Genomic DNA, 16,158 nt, shown 5'->3' with positions numbered 1-16,158 from the left:
CTCATTCCGGCGAGGTGGCGGAAACGGCGATCCGGGTGAGTACCTCGCAGAGCCGGCGCATGGCCCGCACGTCGACGGTGTTCATGCCCCGGGAGAAGTCCACGTCGAACTCGTCCGAGGCGACCTTGGGCATGCCCACCCTCGCGGTGGGGATCCCCCGGGCGCGCAGGATGTTGGCGTCGGTGGCGCCGCTGTTGTCCGGCACGGGGGTGTGCGGCCGGCCGTTGGTGCGCTCCCAGGCGTCGACCGCCAGGCGCACGATCCGCGCGTCCGGCGGGGTGCGCGTGCCGGGGATGGCCAGCACCAGCTCCACGCCGAGGTCCACGCCCAGCTCGGCGCCGACCTGGCGCAGATAGGCGGCCAGCTCCCGCTTCGCCGCCAGCGTCGGGGTGCCCGGCGCGATGCGCAGGTCCAGCCGGATCCGGCAGGCGGCCGGGGTCACCGCGAGCATCCGCTCCCAGCCGCCGGCGATGGAACCGATCACGCCCTGCGGCGCGGCCGTGGCGGTGCGGTGGCCGGCCGGGTAGTCGGCCAGCCAGGACTCCAGCCGGGTGACCACCTGGGCGGCGGTCACGACGGGGTTCCGGTACGGCAGGCGGTGCCGGCTGCCCACGTAGGTGTGGATGCCCGGCACGGTGACCTCCAGCCAGCACAGCCCCACCTCGTCGTGCGCGATGAAGTCGCCCGGCTTGGCGATCACCGCGTGGTCGGTGTGCCAGCCCCGCTCCAGCAGGAACGAGCAGCCGACGCCGTGCCCGGTGTTCTGTCGTTCCGGGTAGATCGCGTTGGTGGGCATGCCGCCGGCGCCGAACGCGGCCACCACGTCCCCGGCCAGCGGCGGGCGGGCGGCGGCCAGCGCCTCGGCGACCACCAGCACGCAGGCCGCGTGGCCCTTCGGGTTGCTCGCGCCGAGGCCGGAGACGAACGGCCCGTGCTCATTGCGGGCCTCGGGCTGCATGTCCGGGCGCAGCTCCGGACCGATCCAGGGCAGGTCCAGCTCGGGGTCGCCGGTGGTCAAGGTGTCGATCGGTGCGTAGAGCATCAGGTCCGGGCCTTGGCCGCGCCCGCGCAGCCGGCCGACCGCGTTGGCCTGGTGCTCGTCCAGGTGTTGGGCCTGCGCGGCCAACCCGGCGGCGGAGAGCCGGTCGGCCAGCCAGTGCGCCAGTGGCGCTTCCCGGCCGGTGGGGCTGGGGATGCCGGTCACTGCGCGCGCGGCGGCCCGCAGCCGGTCCTCGGTGACGTGCCGGAGCACGTCGGCCACCGTCGCCTCGGTCATGCCGGCTCGGGTTCGATCACGGCGGCGCCCATGCCGGTCAGCCACTCCGGCATCGGCGCGTAGGCCAGGCTCCGGCCGGGGGCGAAGCCGAGCGCGGCGGCCATGGTCAGCCAGGTGCGCAGCTCCTGCCCGCCGTTGCCGGACCGCTCCCCCAGCTCCGCCGTGCTCAGGGCCAGGTAGTCGCGCAACCGGCCGGCCTCCAGGTCGGCCAGGAACCGCCGGTCGAACTCGTCGAAGATGACCGGCCGGGCGGCGGTGATGATCTCCCGGCGGTGCGCGTCGTAGCGCTGCCAGTCGCCCCGGCCGTTCAGCCAGGCCTCGACCATGAACTCCTCGTCGGCGCCTTGCGGGTCCCGCCAGTCCGCCGGCCAGGGCAGCTGGTGGGACAGCCCGCCGGAGGCGATCACCGCCACCCGGGTGTCCCCCGGCATCGCGCCGAGCGCGGCGGCCAGGTTGGCGCCCAGCTCGGCGCACCGGTCCAGCCGGGGCAGCGGCGCGGCGAACACGTTCACCACCAGCGGCACCACCGGCACGTCCAGCCCGTCCAACAGGTACTGGATGGCGTGGGTCTGGCCGTGGTCGATCTGCAGCCGGGCGGATATGGCCACCTCGGTGCCCGCCTCTACCAGCCGTTCGGCCAGCGCCTGGGCGAACGGCGGATCGGTGCGCTGAGGCCCGGACGGCGTGCCGGACTCCCCGGAGGCGATCACCTCGCCCACTCCGAGGGTGAAGGCCGGGATCAGGTCCAGCCAGAAGCCGCGGAAGTGGTTGGAGCCGATGATCACCGCCACGTCCGGCCGGGCCGCCGCGATCGCCTCCCGAGCCTCCCCGAGGGCGTCGCGGAACCGCTCCGCGTCGGCGCGGTGCACCACCTTGTCCCAGTGCGTGTTCATCAGCGTGGAGTGGGACGCCCCGACGCCGAGTACCACCCGCGCCATCTAGAGCACCCCCTGCTCGCGCAGCCGGGACAGGCGCTCCTCGGTGACCTCCTCGGCCAGCTTGCGCCAGCGCAGCAGCGAGTCGTCCGGCCGGTACAGCCGCTCCGGCGGGGCGTCGGTCAGCTCCACCATCCACTTGTCCTGCGCGGAGAACTGGCCGTGGAACAGCCAGCGCATGAAGCCCAGGTACTTGAGGTAGAACGGCAGCGCGCGCAGCCCCCGGTGGAAGTTCACCAGCACGCCGACGTACAGGTGGTTTCCCGCGTCCACCGGCACGTAGAACTCGTAGTGAATGAACGTCGGGTACGCGATGCGCAGCACCCCGGGCATGCTCACCGAGGCGAAGCCGGGGAACTCCTGCGCGGCGATCACCGGGTGCACCTCGCGGTGGCTGCCGGTGTTGCCGATGTTGGCCACCTCGGTCGGCGGCTTCAGCTTGTACCAGGCCTGGTTGCTCCACCGGCCGAGGCCGGGGAAGTCGGCGTCCCAGTACTGCTTCTCCTGCACCCGGTAGATCCACCGGCCGCGCCGCACGATGCGGGTCTCGTTCCACACCGGCATCGGCTTGAACAGCCGCCACAGCGAGGTGCGGTGCAGGTACTTGGCGTGCCCCTCGTCGTAGCCGTTCTCGCAGGCGAACCGCCAGTTGCCGGCCCTCGGCTGCATCCGGGACCCGGTCACGGCGGCGTTGCCCACCAGCTCCTCGGGCAGCTGCTCGTCGATCGGCGGGGCGTCCTCCCCGTCGCCGATGAACACCCACACCATGCCCAGCCGCTCCGCCACCGGGTAGGTCGGCTGGACCACCTTGCCGCAGATCGGCGAGTCCGGGCCGTCGGTGATCGCGGCGCGCAGCTCGCCGGTCTCCAGGTCGAACGTCCAGCCGTGGTACGGGCAGCTGATGGTGCCGGGGAACTGCTGGTTGCCCTGGCTGAGCGGGACGCCCCGGTGCGGGCAGCGGTCCTTCAGCGCGTAGGCCACCCCGTCGTCGCGGATCAGCACCAGCTTCTCGCCCAGCAGGGTGATCGCGGTGGGCTTGCCGGTGATGCGGGAGGAGTAGGTGACCGGGTACCAGTAGCCCCGGAAGCCGGCCGCCGCATCCTGGTAGTGCGGCCAGGTCGACCAGTCCTGCCGGCCGGGCAAGGTGCCCAGCCTCTGCTTGCTCCGTTGACTGTGTCGTTCTCGGGCGCCGCGCCGCGCCGCGCTCGGTACGCTCATGACGCTCCATTCGGTCTTTCGGCGAGTCCACCACCGCCGCCCACCGCTCCCAAGATCACCGGTCCGCTGGGTGAACCGGGTCCGCTCACCGGCCCCGGAAGGTGGGCGGGCGCTTGTCCAGGAAGGCCTGCAGCCCCTCGGCCGCGTCCTCGGTCCGCATCAGGGCGCGCACGAACTCCTCGTCCGCCCGCATGGCCTCGTCGATGGGCAGGTCCGCCCCCGCGTCCACCGCCCGCTTGAGCAGGCCGATGGCCGCCGTCGGCCCGGCCGCCAGCTCGCGCGCCCGGTCCGCGACCACCTTCGGGAACTCGTCGTCGGGGACCACCTCGTCGACCAGGCCGAGCTCGCACGCCCGCCGCGCGGGAAGCCGCTCCCCCGCGATCATCAGCCGCTTGGCCAGGTGCGGCCCGACCAGCCGGGGCAGCCGTTGGCTGCCACCCGCGCCGGGGAACAGGCCGAGTGCCGTCTCCGGGAAGCCGAACGTGGCTCCGGCGGCGAGCAGCCGCAGGTCACAGGCGAGCGACAGCTCGGCGCCGCCGCCCAGGGCGTGCCCGTTCATCGCGGCCAGCACCGGCTTGGGGGTCAGCTCGATCAGCCGCTGCACCTCGATCCACCGGCGCATCCGGTCCTGGTTGGGGGCGGAGAGGTCGCGCATCACCGCGATGTCCGCGCCGGCGATGAAGAACCGGCCGGTGCCGGTGATCACGATGCAGCGCACCGACGGGTCCCGCGCCAGCGGCGGCAGCACGGCCAGGAACTCCTCGATCACCGCCGGGGTGACCGCGTTGGCCGGCGGCCGGTCCACCCGCACGGTGGCCACTCTGCCGTCCGTCTCCACCCGCAGCACCGCGTTCACTCCAGCACCCCCGCCTCGGTCAGCTCGGTCAGTTCCCGCTCGTCCAGGCCGAGCAGCTCCCGCAGCACGTCCCGGGTGTGCTCGCCGAGCAGCGGGGCCGGCGCGTCCAGCCGGCCCGGGGTCGCGGACAGCCGGGCCACCACTCCCTCGTGCCGCACCGGGCCGATCAGCGGGTGGGTGAGCGTCGGGTAGAACCCTCGCGCGGCCAGCTGCTCGTCCGCCTCCACCAGGTCCCGCCCGGTGGCCACCGGCGCGGCCGGCACCCCGGCGGCCTGCAGCCGCTCGGCGGTGGTGGCGGCGTCCTCGGTGGCGGTCCAGGCGGCCAGGGCGGCGTCGATCCGGTCCTCGTCGGCCCGCCGCGCGGCCAGGCCGCTGTGCCGGGGGAGATCCAGGCCGGCCAGTTCGGCCAGCGCCGACCACTGTTCGTCGGTGCGCACCGCGATGGCGACCCACCGGTCCTCACCGGCCGCCGGGTAGATGCCGTGCGGGCAGGCCCGGGTGGACCGGTTCGGGTGTTCGGCGGTGCGCTGGTCGCGCTCGCCGTCCGGCAGCGCCGCCTCCAGCACGGCCGGCCCCATGGTGGCCGCCATCGCCTCCAGCTGGGACAGGTCGACCAGGCCGCCCCGGCCGGCGGCGAGCAGGTCCAGCACGCCGAGCACCCCGGCGTTCGCCGCGACCATGTCACCCAGGCCGAAGGTCAGCCCCTGCGGCGGGCCGCCGGGGTCGCGGGTCTCGCTGGACAGGCCGGACATCCCGGCCAGCGTGTCGGCGAAGGTCACCGCGTCCCGCCACGGCCCGGTCTGCCCCACCCCGGCCATGGACAGCAGGATCACGTCCGGGTTGGCCGCGCGCAGGCTCGGGTAGTCCAGGCCCCACCGGGCCAGCACACCCGGGCTGAAGTTCTCCACCACCACGTCGCACCGCGCCGCCAGCTCGCGCAGCAGCCCCTGGCCCCGCTCGGTGCGCAGGTTCAGCGCCACCCCGCGCTTGCCCCGGTTGAAGTTGACGAAGTACCCGCTCGAGTCCGGTCCGCCGTCGGGCCGCAGCCGCATGGACGGCGCGAACCGCGTCGGATCCTGCCGGTGCCGCGACTCCACCTTCACGATCTCCGCCCCATGCTCCGCCAACACCTTGGTGGCATAAGGCCCCGCCAACACCCACGTCAGATCCAGCACCCGCACCCCACCCAACGCCCGCACACCCGACAGGCCCGGCCCGCCGGGCAGGCCGGGCGCGGCGACCGCGCGCCGGCCGCGTGGGTGGGTGGAGTGCCAGGGGGTGTGGGTTTCGCGGAGCGGGTGGAGGGTGACGGGGCGGGGGCGGCCGGGGGCGTTCCAGGGGAAGCCGGTGTTCAGGGCGCCGGCCTCGGGGAGGGCCTCGCCGGTCACTCGGGCGAAGAAGTCGCGGGCCAGCAGTTGGGGGTTCTCGGTGAGGCGGGCCGGAGGGACAACCTCGGCCCATGGGAGTGCGCGGGCGCGGGCCTGCTCGGCCAGCGCCGACGCGGTGCGTTTCGCGGCGAACCGGGCGACGATCTCGTCCACGGTCGGGCGGGCGCGCCAGCGGGTCACCGGGTCCGCGTACCGTTCGTCGACCAGTTCGCCGGCCTCGCCCTCCTCGACCATCCAGGCCAGCAGGTCGGTCCACATCCGGTTGCTGCCGGAGTAGCCACCGGCCACGTGGCCGTCGGCGGCGGCGAAGATCCGGTGCGCCACGTGCTCGTACACCCCGCCGTTGCGTACCGGGAACCGGCCGGAGTGGATCCAGCTGATCGCCGCGGTCTCCAGGGTCGCGGCCACCGCCTCCTGCGCGGAGATGTCCACCAGCTGCCCGGTGCCGATGCGGTCGGCGGCCAACACGCCGAGCAGCGCCGCGATGGCCGCGTGCGCCCCGGCCAGCTGCACGGCCTGCTCGCGCGGCGGGGGCTTCGGCGGGCCGTCCGCCCGGCCGCCCAGCCAGCTCATCCCGCCCGCCGAGGCCAGCACCAGGTCGCCGGCCAGCCAGTGCCGGCGCGGGCCGGTCAGCCCGAACGGGGTGACCACCACGTGCACCGCGTCCGGCCAGCGGGAGGAACCGTCCGGCCGGATGCCCCGCAGCTCGCGCAGCGGTCCGCTCTCCAGCACGACGTCCGCGCCGGCGGCCAGTTCGTCCAGGTCGCCCCCGGGCAGCCGGCGCTTGCCGGCGTGCCAGTGGGCGGCCGCGGCGGCGCCCAGCGGGCCGCCGTCGTCCACCCTGAGCACCTCGGCGCCCAGCCCGACCAGCAACCGCGCCCCCTGGAACGCCAGCTCGTCGGTCAGGTCCAACACTCGTAGCCGGGCGCGATCGGGCAAGTCTCCTCCTCGGTCGCGCTCGACGTTAGGTGGCCGCCCACGCCTCGCCCCAATGCTCCGTTCTGCCTACCGAGACGCCGCCCGGTCCGTTCAGCGGACCGAATGTGACGCGCGTCGCCCGCCCGCTCCCTACGGTCCAGCGCACAACCTGAGACGACGTGAGGTAGCGATGTCCTGGCGGAAAAGAGCGTCACTGTCGATCGCCGGTCTGGCCCTGTTGACCGGCTGCACGGCCGGGTCCACCGACTCCGCCGGCTCGCCTGCCCAAGGCAACGCCTCGCTGCCGCACGTGCGCATCTCGGTCGGCATCGACCAGGCGTACGCGCCGTTCTTCGTGGCGAAGAACCAGGGCCTGTTCCACCAGCAGGGGGTGGACGTGGAGCTGGTGCGGTACGCCGTCGGCGGCGACGGGGTGGACGCGCTGGCCACCGGGCAGGTGCAGATGGCGGCCAGCTCGGAGGTCACCTCGATCGGCCAGCTGGGGCACATCCCGGACCTGCGCGCGCTGCTGGTCTACGAGCAGTCCGGGGACTACCTGAAGGTGGTCACCCGGCCGGAGATCACCGATCCGGCACAGATCAGGACGATGGCCGTGGTGCCCGGCCTCTCCGAGGTCTCGGCGGTGAAGTTCCTGCAGGCCAAGGGGATCGACCCGGCCGGGGTCCGGATGGTCACCGCCGGCGCGGCGGAGATCCCGACCCTGGTCCGGCGCGGCGACGCGGACGCCTACGTGCTGTGGGAACCGTGGCCGACCAAGGGCGCCGACCAGGGCAACAAGATCGTCTCGACCACCGGCCAGTACGGGTGGAAGTACACCCACTGGCTGATGACCAAGGAGAGCTGGCTGCGCGACAACGAGCAGCTGGCCGGCAAGGTCGCCCGGGCGTTGGCTCAGGGTGCCGACCGGGTGCGGAGTGACCCGAACACCGCGGCCGCCGACACCCAGAAGGAGACCAAGATCCCGCCCGAGCAGACCCTGAACGCGGTGAAGCAGATCGACTTCCGGGTCCGGGACATCACGGCCGAAGACGTCCGGGCCTACGACTCGGTGGCCCAGTTCTACCTGGACCGGGGCGTGGCCAAGAGCAAGCCGGACGTGTCCCGGGCGGCCCTCATCGGCTGGTACAGCCGGAACGCGGGGCAATGATGGCCGTGACCCAACCCGCGACCGATCTGGCGCGGACCCGGGGCGCCAGCGCCCGGTTCGACGGCGTCGGGATCCGGTTCGGCGCGTTCCAGGCGGTGCGGGACATCGACCTGGAGATCACCGCCGGCGAGTTCCTCTGCCTGCTCGGGCCGAGCGGCTGCGGCAAGTCGACGCTGCTGTCCACGCTGGCCGGGTACCTCTCGCCCGGCTCGGGATCGGTGACCGTGGACGGCGCGCCGGTGACCGAGCCCGGCCCGGACCGCGGCATGGTGTTCCAGAGCAGCGAGGCGCTGTTCGACTGGCTGACCGTGGCCCAGAACGTCACCTTCGGCCCCCGGATGCGCGGCGTGCCGAAAGCCGAGTGCGCGCGCATCGCGGACGAGTACCTGGGCCTGGTGGGCCTGCGGCACTGCGCGGACCGACGGCCCGGCCAGCTCTCCGGCGGCATGCGCCAGCGGGTGCAGATCGCCCGGGTGCTGGCCAACGGGCCGAGGCTGGTGCTGATGGACGAGCCGTTCGGCTCGCTGGACTCGCAGACCCGCGAGGTCCTGCAGGTCGAGACCGACCGGATCTGGCGCAGCTCCGGGTGCACGGTGCTGTTCGTGACCCACGACATCGGCGAGGCGATCCTGCTCGCCGACCGGATCGCGGTGATGACCGCCGGCCCGGCCGCGTCCATCAAGAGCATCTACCGGGTGCCGCTGGACCGGCCGCGTTCACTGGTCGGCGCCGAAGCGCTGGAGCTGGCCGCCGCGCTGCGCGCCGACATCGGCGAGGAGGTGCGCAAGACCATGCGCGACCAGGGACTGGACCAGCCGGCATGACGATCACCGAGGCACCGAGGGTGAAGGACCGGCGTTCCCTGCGCTCGCCGGTGGTCTACGCGGCCTCGCTGCTGCTCGGGCTGGCCGTGTGGCAGGCGCTGGCCTCGGTGTACGGGGCGGCGCTGGTGGCCTCGCCGGTGGACACCGTGCGCGCGTTCGGGGAGCTGGCGGCGGACGGCACACTGGGCAACTCGGTCGTCGCCTCGTCCCGGCGGATCCTGGTCGGCTGGCTGGCCGGGCTGCTGGTCGGCGTGCCGATGGGGCTGCTCATGGGCCGGGTGCGGATCGTGCGTGCGCTGTTGGAGCCGTACATCGAGTTCTTCCGGTTCATCCCGCCCATCTCGTTCGTCACGCTGGCCGTGGTGTGGTTCGGCATCGGCGAGTCCTCCAAGGTGGTGCTGATCTTCTACACCTCGGTGTTCATCGTGGTGCTGAACACCATCGCCGGGGTGCTGTCGATCAACGAGGACAAGCTGCGCGCGGCCGCCAGCCTGGGCGCCGGGCGGGTGCAGACGCTGCGCTTCGTGGTGCTGCCGGCGGTGGTGCCGCACGTGGTCACCGCCGCCCGGCTGGCCATGGGCAACAGCTTCCTGACCATCGTGTCCGCCGAGATCGTCGCCTCCCAGGTGGGGCTGGGCGCACTGATCTGGACCTCCCGCAACTACGGGCGGATCGACTGGGTGTTCGTCGGCATCGTCACGCTGGGCGTGCTCGGCTTCCTGTTCGACCGGGTGCTGCGCATCGTGGCCACCCGGGCGCTGCGCCGCTACTCGGTGAAGGTCTAGGTGGCCCCGCGCTTCGGCTACGCCGACACCCCGGTGGGCCAGCTGCACTACGTCGAGCAGGGCGAAGGCCCGGTGGTCCTGCTGCTGCACCAGACGCCGCGCTCGGTGGACGAGTTCCGCGAGCTGCTGCCGCTGCTGGCCACCCGCAACCGGGTGGTGGCGATGGACATGCCCGGGTTCGGGCAGAGCGTGAAGCTGCCCGCGCCGCAGCGCATCGAGGACTACGCGGCCGGCGCGTTGGCGCTGCTGGATGCGTTGCGCGTGCCGAGGGCCACCGTGCTCGGCCACCACACCGGCGGCGCGGTGGCGATCGAGCTGGCCGCCCGGTCCCCCGCTCGGGTGGCCGCCCTGGTGCTCTCCTCGACCCCGTGGACCGGGCCGGAGTACCGGGCGAAACACGCCGGCGGCCCCGCCGTAGACGTGGCGGAACAAAGCAGGGACGGCGCCCATCTCGGGCAGCTGTGGGCCGGGCGGGCGCCCTACTACCCCGAACCGGCCGCGCCGCTGCTGGACCGCTTCATCCGCGACGCGCTGGCCCCCGGGGTCGACCCGGCCGAGGGGCACCGGGCCTGCGGCCGCTACCGGATGGAGCGGCGGATCGGCCTGGTGCGCGCCCCGGTGCTGCTGCTGACCGGGGACGGCGACCCGTTCGCGCTGCCCGCGCTCGCCGAGCTGGCGAACCGGCTGGACCCGGTAACCGAACCCCGCCAGGTGATCATCCCGGGCGGATGCGTGCCGCTAATGGAACAGAAGCCGACCGAGGTGGCCGAGGCCGTGGTCCGGTTCCTGTCCGAGCTGAGCGCCCGGATGCCGGTATGAGGATCGGCATCCGGGTACCGCCGTGCGCGCCGGCCGGCCGGCTGGCCCGGTTCGCGGCCGACGCCGAGCGGGCCGGGTTCGACCAGGTGTGGTTCCCCGACTCGCAGCTGCTCTGGCGGGACGTGTTCGCGGTGGCGGCGCTGGCCGCGGCGGGCACCGGGCGGATCGGCATCGGCACGGCGGTGACCAACGTGGTCACCCGCCACCCCAGCGTGCTCGCCTCCGCCGCCCGCACGGTCGCCGAGCTGGCCCCCGGGCGGTTCACGCTGGGCGCGGGGGTGGGCAACAGCTCGGTGGCCCCCATCGGGCTGCGCCCGTCCACCGGGCGCGAGGTGCGCGAACGGCTGGGCACGGTGCGCGCGCTGCTCGCCGGGTCGGAGGTGGACTTCGGCGCCGGGGCGGTGTCCCGGCTGCGCGACCCGGCGCCGGTGCCCATCCACCTGGCCGCCACCGGGCCGAACAACCTCCGGCTGGCCGGGGAGATCGCCGACGGCGCGATCCTGTTGGCCGGGATCGCCCCGGAGCCCTTGGCCGCCGCCGTGGCCCGGGTTGGCGAGGGCGCGCGACGGGCCGGCCGGGAGCCGGTGCCGGTGACCGCGTCCGCGTTCTGCCGGGTGACCGAGGACGTGGACCGGGACGCCCGAGAGCTGAAACCGATCTGCGTGGCGATCGCCCAGGGCGGCGGTGGGCCGTTCCTGGCCATGGCCGGCGTGCGGGTCGAGGCGCCGGACCGGGTGCCCGGTGTCTACCCGGACCTGGTGCACGCCGAGGACTGGCCGGCGGCGGTCCGGGCCTGCGACCGGTACCTGACCGACGCCGACGCGGCCCGGTTCGCCCGGGCGTTCTGTCTGTTCGGCACCGCCGCACAGATCGCGGAGCGGCTGGCCGGCGTGCGCGCCGCCGGGGTGGACGGGGTGCTGCTGCAGCACGTCGGCTCCTACGACCTGCCGGACGAACTGCTGACCGGCTTCCGCGACCAGGTGCTGCCCCGGCTGGCCCGATGAGCTCAGCGCATGAACGCGCCGCCGTTCACGTCCACGGTCGCGCCGGTGAGGTAGCCGGTCCGCTCGCCGCAGAGGAAACCGACCAGCCCGGCCACTTCCTCCGGCTGCCCGAACCGGCCGACCGGGATGGCGGCGCGGGCGCTCTCCAACCGTTCGGGGTCCATGCCGTCCATCACCGGGGTGCGCACGGCGGCCGGCGCCACCGCGTTCACCGTGACACCGTACGGGGCCAGCTCCCGGGCGAAGATCTTGGTCAGCACCAGGATGCCGGCCTTGGACGAGGCGTAGTGCGCGCCGGCGACCAGGCCGCCCTGCTGCCCGGCCAGCGAGGCCATGTTCACGATCCGCCCCCAGCCCCGCTCGCGCATGGCCGGCGCCAGCTCCCTGGTCAGCACCAGCACGGAGCGCAGGTTCACCGCGAGCACGTCGTCCCACTCGTCCAGCTCGATCTCCCAGACCGAGCGGGAGACGGTCCGCGCCGCGTTGTTCACCAGCACCTGGGGCACGCCCAGCCGCTCGCGCACCCGGTCCAGCGCGGCCCGCACGGCCACCGGGTCCCGGACGTCCACCTTTACCCCGAACGCGGCTCCACCCAGCTCCTGCGCCCGCCGCCGCGCCCCCTCGCCGTCCAGGTCCAGCAGCGCCACCCGGTGGCCGAGCGCGTGCAGCTCGCCGGCCACGGCCGCCCCCAGCCCGCGCGCGGCCCCGGTGACCACGGCCACTTTCCCGGTCATCGCGGCCCCCTACTCGTTGCCGAAGAACAGCGGCCGGCCGAGCCGGGCCTGGATGGTGAAGTACTTCCACAGCCGGGCCTCGCCGACCGGGTGTTCGCGCAGGATGCCGCACACCCGCGCCGCCGTGGCGTAGTCCGGCACGTCGGCCAGGATGTACGCGGTCCACGGGAACGTGGTGGACGGCCCGACCATCACCTCGTCGTCGTCGAAGGTGCCCAGAACGCGCAGCCCGAACCGGCCGGCCAGGTCGTCGAACGCCCGGCGGGACCCGTCGATCACCGCCGCCCGTTCGTCGTCGCCGGCGGCGAAGAAGGCGTCCCGCACGCCGATGCAGAACAGCGCGCGCACGGTGGTGTCCTCGCGGTGGTCGCTCATCTCGCTCCCCTAGGCGGTGACGGTCTTGGGCCGGCTGTCCGGGCCGGTCTCGTCGAACCCGATCACCGGCGCCAGCTCCACCCCGACCGAGGTGGCGCCGATCAGCTCGCGGGCGGCGTGGTTTCCGAACGGCATGAACGGCCCGGCCTGCACGTCCCGCCACATCCGCTCGAACGGCAGCGCCCGCGTGTAGGACGCGCCGCCCAGGATCTCCACCAGCAGGTGCATCGCGGCCACCGCGTTGTTCGAGCACACGTACTTGACCAGCGCGCAGCGGGCCAGCCCCTGCTGCACGTCCAGCTGCTCGAACAGCCGCCGGGAGGTGACCTCCTCGGCGTGCCGGTAGAGCGTCGCGCGGGACTGCTCCAGCAGGATCTCCGCCCGGGCCAGGCTGTCCAGGACCGCCGGCTTCGGCCGGCCGCCGCGCCGGGCCAGCTGTCGCCGGGTCCAGTCCAGCGCACCCAGCGCGATGCCGTTGTAGACCGCGCCGAACGCCGGCATCGCCCAGGCGAACACGGTTTCCAGGACCCGGGCGTCCAGGTGGCCGACCGGCAGCGAGTGCACCACCGCCTCCGCCGGCACGAACAGGTCCCGGAACTCCACGTCGTTGCTCTGCGTGCCGCGCATGCCCAGCGTGTCCCAGGTCGGGTGGATGACCACCGCCGGGTCGGAAAGGGAGATCCGGAGCAGCAGCAGCCGGGGGCCGCGCTCCGGGTCCTCGTAGCGCGCGGTGGTCGAGCAGTGGGTGGCCACCGAGGTGTTGGTGCCGAAGCTCTTGCGGCCGTTCAGCCGGAAGCCGCCGGGCACCGCCTCGGCCGCGGTGCGCGCGTCGGTCATCAGGTTGGGCATGCCCAGCTCACTGGTCACCGACGCCCAGACCAGCTTGTCCCGGGCCGCCTCGCGCAGGAACGCCTCGATGCGCGGGTCCCTGGTGCGCCGCCAGACGGTGGCCCACTGGCCCAGCGGGGACAGGTGCATGTTCACCGCCAGCGCGGTGGCCCCGTCCCCCATGGCCAGTCGTTCGATGGCCGGGATCGCCTCGGCCTGGGTCGCGCCGAGGCCGCCCAGCTCCTCCGGCAGGGTCAGCCGCAGGAAGCCGCTCTCCCGCATGTCCTGGTAGTTCTGGACCGGAAAGCTGTTTTCCCGGTCGTGCTTCTCGGCTCGCCCGGCGAAGGCGTCGGCCAGCCCGCCGGCGAGATCCACGAACTCCCGCTGCCGCGTGGTGAGACATTGGTGCATGGGCCGAGTCTCGGCCGGTCGCGGGTCGCCGATCAAACGGAACTTCTCACCCCGGTGCATCGCATCACGTGATCCAGGGAGGTCAGGCCGTGTTTCGGCGCCCCAACGTCACCCTCGCGCAGGTGCAGTACTTCGTGGCCGCCGCCGAGGCGGGCAGCATCTCGGCGGCCGCCGGGCAGCTGCACACCTCCCAGTCCGCGCTGTCCTCGGCGATCCACCGGCTGGAGCGGGAACTGGGCTGCGCCCTGTTCATCCGCCACCACGCCCGGGGCATCGCGCTCACCCCGGCCGGGCGGGGGCTGCTGGAGCGGGCGCGGCACCTGCTGCGCGCGGCGCTGGAGCTGGAGGACACCGGGCGGGAGCTGTGCGAGAAACCGGCCGGCGAGCTGTCCGCCGGCTTCTTCACCACGCTGGCGCCGTTCTACGTGCCGCACGTGCTCAGCCGGGTCCGCACCCGCCACCCCCAGCTGCGGGTGCGGGTGCTGGAGTCCGACGGCGCCGGGCTGCACACCGCGCTGCGCCAGGGCGAGTGCGAGATCGCGCTCAGCTACCGGCTGGAGATCGAGCCGGACATGACCTTCGACCCGCTCGCCACCCTGCGGCCCTACGCGCTGGTGTGGCCGGAACACCCGGTGGCCGGCCGGGACCGGGCCACCCTGCGCGAACTGGCCCGCACGCCGATGGTGCTGCTGGACCTGCCCGAGCCGAGCCGGTTCATGCTGCGCATGCTGGCCGCCGCCGGCGCCCGGCCACCGGAGATCATCCGGACCACCAGCTTCGAGACCATGCGTGGCCTGGTGGCCGCCGGCGAGGGGTTCACCATCCTCAACCAGCGCCCGGCCGCCCCGGACGAGACCACCAGGGCGATCACCATCACCGACGCCGAACCGCTGGACATCGGGCTGCTGCGGGTGGCGGCGGTCCGGCCGAACCGCCGGATGGCGGTCTTCGCCCGGCAGTGCCGGGAGGCGGTGGAGCTGGTGACGCGGGCGGCCGGGTGATCAGCGCCCGGCGTCCCAGGTGTCCGGATCCAGGCCGAGCGCGGCCTTGAGCACCTTGCCGTTCGGGTTGCGCGGAAGCTCGGGCACGATCCGGACGAACCGGGGCAGCGCGTGCGGGGGCAACCGGGGCCGGCACCAGTCGCGCACCGCCGGGCCGGTCAGGTCGGCGCCGCCGGCCGGGGTGAGCACGGCAAGGATCTCCTGCTCGGTCAGCTCGGAGGCCACGCCGACCACGGCGGCGTCCAGCACGCCCGGCATCTCCACCAGCACCCGCTCGACGTCCCATGCGGCCACGTTCTCCCCGCGCCGGCGCACCACGTCGGCACGCCGGCCGGCGAAGCTCAGGTAGCCGTCGGCGTCCAGCCGGCCCCGGTCGCCGGTGCGGAACCAGCCGTCCGGGCGCACCGAGCTCGTCGCGTCGGGGTCGCCCGCGTACTCCAGGAACGCCATGTGCGGCAGCCGGGGGCGGGCGGCGATCTGGCCGACCTCCCCGGGCGGCAGCGGCCGGCCGGCCTCGTCCAGGATCGCCACCTCGTACTCCGGCACCACCCGGCCCGCCGTGCCCGGCCGCCAGGTGTCCGGGGTGTTGGCGGCCACGTCACCCAGCTCGGTGCAGGCGTAGGCCTCCAGTGCGCGCACCCCGAACCGGTCCAGGAACCGGCGGGCCAGGTCCACCGGCGCCGGCGCCCCATAGGCCAGCCGCACCCGGTGCGCCGCATCCTCCGGCGCGGGCGGGCGCCGGTCCAGGATGGCCAGCATCGCGCCCATGAAGTTGAACGCGGTGACCCCCTCGGCCCGGCAGGTGGCCCAGAAGCCGGAGGCGGAGAACCGCCGGTGCGCCACCAGGCGGGCGCCGGAGAGCAGCGCCGGCAGCAGCGCCGCGTGCCGGACGTTGATGTGGTTCCACGGGAACACGTTGAACAGCACGTCACCGGGACGGTAGCCCATGGTGGCCCGCACCCGTTGGGCGTGGCGGACGGCGGCGAAGTGCGGCAGCACGGCCGCCTTGGCCCGGCCGGTGGTGCCGGAGGTGGACAGCACGGCCAGCGGAGCGCCGGGTTCCGGTGGCGGGCGGCGGGCCGCGGCGCCCGGCCGGAGCGGCAGCTCGTCCAACAGCGGCAGTTCCTTCGGCGCTCCCGCTCCGACCACCACCACGTCCGGTATCACGGTGACCAGCTCGGCCAGCCGCTCGTTGCCGGCCAGCGCCTCCGCGCCGACCACCAGCGTGCGCGCGCCGGTGGCGACCAGCAGGGCGCGCGCCGACGCCGCCGTCACGTCCAGCGGCAGCGGCACCTCGGCCACCCCGAGCCGAGCCAACCCAAAGACCAGCTCCACCGCGTCCCGGCCCGGGACCAGGCAGGTGGCCACGGAGGCGCCCGGCTCGGCCCGCTCCGCCAACCTGGCCGCCACCGCCCGCGACCCGGCGTCCAGCTCGCCGACGCCCACCCGGGTGCCGTCCTCGAACCGCACCAGCTCAGCGTCCGGGTCGGCATCCGCCCGCCGCTCCAGCGCCCCCACCGCCGTCCCCACACCACCCAGCTCCGCCGGCTCCACCCCACGACCCTCACCCGCCCCACCCCCGCCAGCAACCCGGGTTCCGCTGAACGGTCCACCACAG

Annotated in this window: 15 protein-coding genes; 6 read left to right on the top strand and 9 right to left on the bottom strand. The window is 74.1% G+C overall.

All coding sequences use genetic code 11. The annotated features are described in order from the left end of the window. Position 1 precedes the first annotated feature (1 nt). The 5 genes from ABEB12_RS41185 to ABEB12_RS41165 form a co-directional block, all read right to left on the bottom strand. Positions 2-1,276 carry a peptidase dimerization domain-containing protein gene (locus ABEB12_RS41185; RefSeq protein WP_185065729.1) on the bottom strand — a complete coding sequence of 425 codons (1,275 nt, stop codon included), beginning with the start codon at positions 1,274-1,276 and terminating at the stop codon, positions 2-4. Further along, complete coding sequence (locus tag ABEB12_RS41180; protein WP_185065728.1) at positions 1,273-2,214, bottom strand: DODA-type extradiol aromatic ring-opening family dioxygenase; 942 nt, start codon at positions 2,212-2,214, stop codon at positions 1,273-1,275. Before ABEB12_RS41180 ends, ABEB12_RS41185 begins: the two co-directional genes overlap by 4 nt. Beyond that, entirely contained in the window at positions 2,215-3,429 is a 1,215-nt protein-coding gene (locus ABEB12_RS41175; protein WP_185065727.1) for a Rieske 2Fe-2S domain-containing protein, read from the bottom strand. A gap of 85 nt (positions 3,430-3,514) precedes the next feature. After that, on the bottom strand, positions 3,515-4,285 hold the full coding sequence (locus ABEB12_RS41170; protein WP_185065726.1) for an enoyl-CoA hydratase-related protein: 771 nt from the start codon (positions 4,283-4,285) through the stop codon (positions 3,515-3,517). Beyond that, positions 4,282-6,612: a CoA transferase gene (locus ABEB12_RS41165; RefSeq protein ID WP_185065725.1), complete on the bottom strand. Its 2,331-nt coding sequence runs from the start codon at positions 6,610-6,612 to the stop codon at positions 4,282-4,284. The genes ABEB12_RS41170 and ABEB12_RS41165 overlap by 4 nt, the downstream gene beginning before the upstream one ends. Before the next feature lie 169 nt (positions 6,613-6,781). On the opposite strand from ABEB12_RS41165, the gene ABEB12_RS41160 reads away from it, so the two are divergent. The 5 genes from ABEB12_RS41160 to ABEB12_RS41140 are packed head-to-tail and all read left to right on the top strand — an operon-like array spanning position 6,782 to position 11,191. After that, positions 6,782-7,759 carry an ABC transporter substrate-binding protein gene (locus ABEB12_RS41160; protein ID WP_185065724.1) on the top strand — a complete coding sequence of 326 codons (978 nt, stop codon included), beginning with the start codon at positions 6,782-6,784 and terminating at the stop codon, positions 7,757-7,759. A gap of 5 nt (positions 7,760-7,764) precedes the next feature. Next, positions 7,765-8,583, top strand: coding sequence for an ATP-binding cassette domain-containing protein (locus ABEB12_RS41155; protein ID WP_221498790.1), 819 nt, complete (start codon positions 7,765-7,767; stop codon positions 8,581-8,583). Continuing rightward, a complete protein-coding gene (locus ABEB12_RS41150) occupies positions 8,580-9,368 on the top strand; it encodes an ABC transporter permease subunit (protein ID WP_185065723.1) in 789 nt (262 codons plus the stop codon). Before ABEB12_RS41155 ends, ABEB12_RS41150 begins: the two co-directional genes overlap by 4 nt. Further along, entirely contained in the window at positions 9,369-10,187 is an 819-nt protein-coding gene (locus ABEB12_RS41145) for an alpha/beta fold hydrolase (RefSeq protein ID WP_185065722.1), read from the top strand. Further along, a complete protein-coding gene (locus ABEB12_RS41140) occupies positions 10,184-11,191 on the top strand; it encodes an LLM class flavin-dependent oxidoreductase (RefSeq protein ID WP_185065721.1) in 1,008 nt (335 codons plus the stop codon). The genes ABEB12_RS41145 and ABEB12_RS41140 overlap by 4 nt, the downstream gene beginning before the upstream one ends. Positions 11,192-11,193: 2 nt before the next feature. Here ABEB12_RS41140 and ABEB12_RS41135 read toward each other — a convergent pair whose 3' ends face one another. The 3 genes from ABEB12_RS41135 to ABEB12_RS41125 are packed head-to-tail and all read right to left on the bottom strand — an operon-like array spanning position 11,194 to position 13,539. Then, entirely contained in the window at positions 11,194-11,925 is a 732-nt protein-coding gene (locus ABEB12_RS41135) for an SDR family oxidoreductase (RefSeq protein ID WP_185065720.1), read from the bottom strand. Positions 11,926-11,934: 9 nt separating this feature from the next. Continuing rightward, on the bottom strand, positions 11,935-12,300 hold the full coding sequence (locus tag ABEB12_RS41130) for a hypothetical protein (protein WP_185065719.1): 366 nt from the start codon (positions 12,298-12,300) through the stop codon (positions 11,935-11,937). Between the two features lie 9 nt (positions 12,301-12,309). Beyond that, positions 12,310-13,539 carry an acyl-CoA dehydrogenase family protein gene (locus tag ABEB12_RS41125; protein WP_185065718.1) on the bottom strand — a complete coding sequence of 410 codons (1,230 nt, stop codon included), beginning with the start codon at positions 13,537-13,539 and terminating at the stop codon, positions 12,310-12,312. Between the two features lie 89 nt (positions 13,540-13,628). Here ABEB12_RS41125 and ABEB12_RS41120 point away from each other — a divergent pair, with 89 nt between their 5' ends. Then, a complete protein-coding gene (locus ABEB12_RS41120; RefSeq protein ID WP_185065717.1) occupies positions 13,629-14,540 on the top strand; it encodes a LysR substrate-binding domain-containing protein in 912 nt (303 codons plus the stop codon). Here ABEB12_RS41120 and ABEB12_RS41115 read toward each other — a convergent pair whose 3' ends face one another. Continuing rightward, positions 14,541-16,094, bottom strand: coding sequence for an AMP-binding protein (locus tag ABEB12_RS41115; RefSeq protein ID WP_185065716.1), 1,554 nt, complete (start codon positions 16,092-16,094; stop codon positions 14,541-14,543). Positions 16,095-16,158 lie beyond the last annotated feature (64 nt).

The organism is Actinospineispora eucalypti (genome assembly GCF_039543365.1).
In the GTDB taxonomy this organism is placed as follows: domain Bacteria; phylum Actinomycetota; class Actinomycetes; order Mycobacteriales; family Pseudonocardiaceae; genus Pseudonocardia; species Pseudonocardia eucalypti.
The sequence above is the reverse complement of the archived record's forward strand: the minus strand, read 5'-3'. Positions and strand labels throughout refer to the sequence as shown.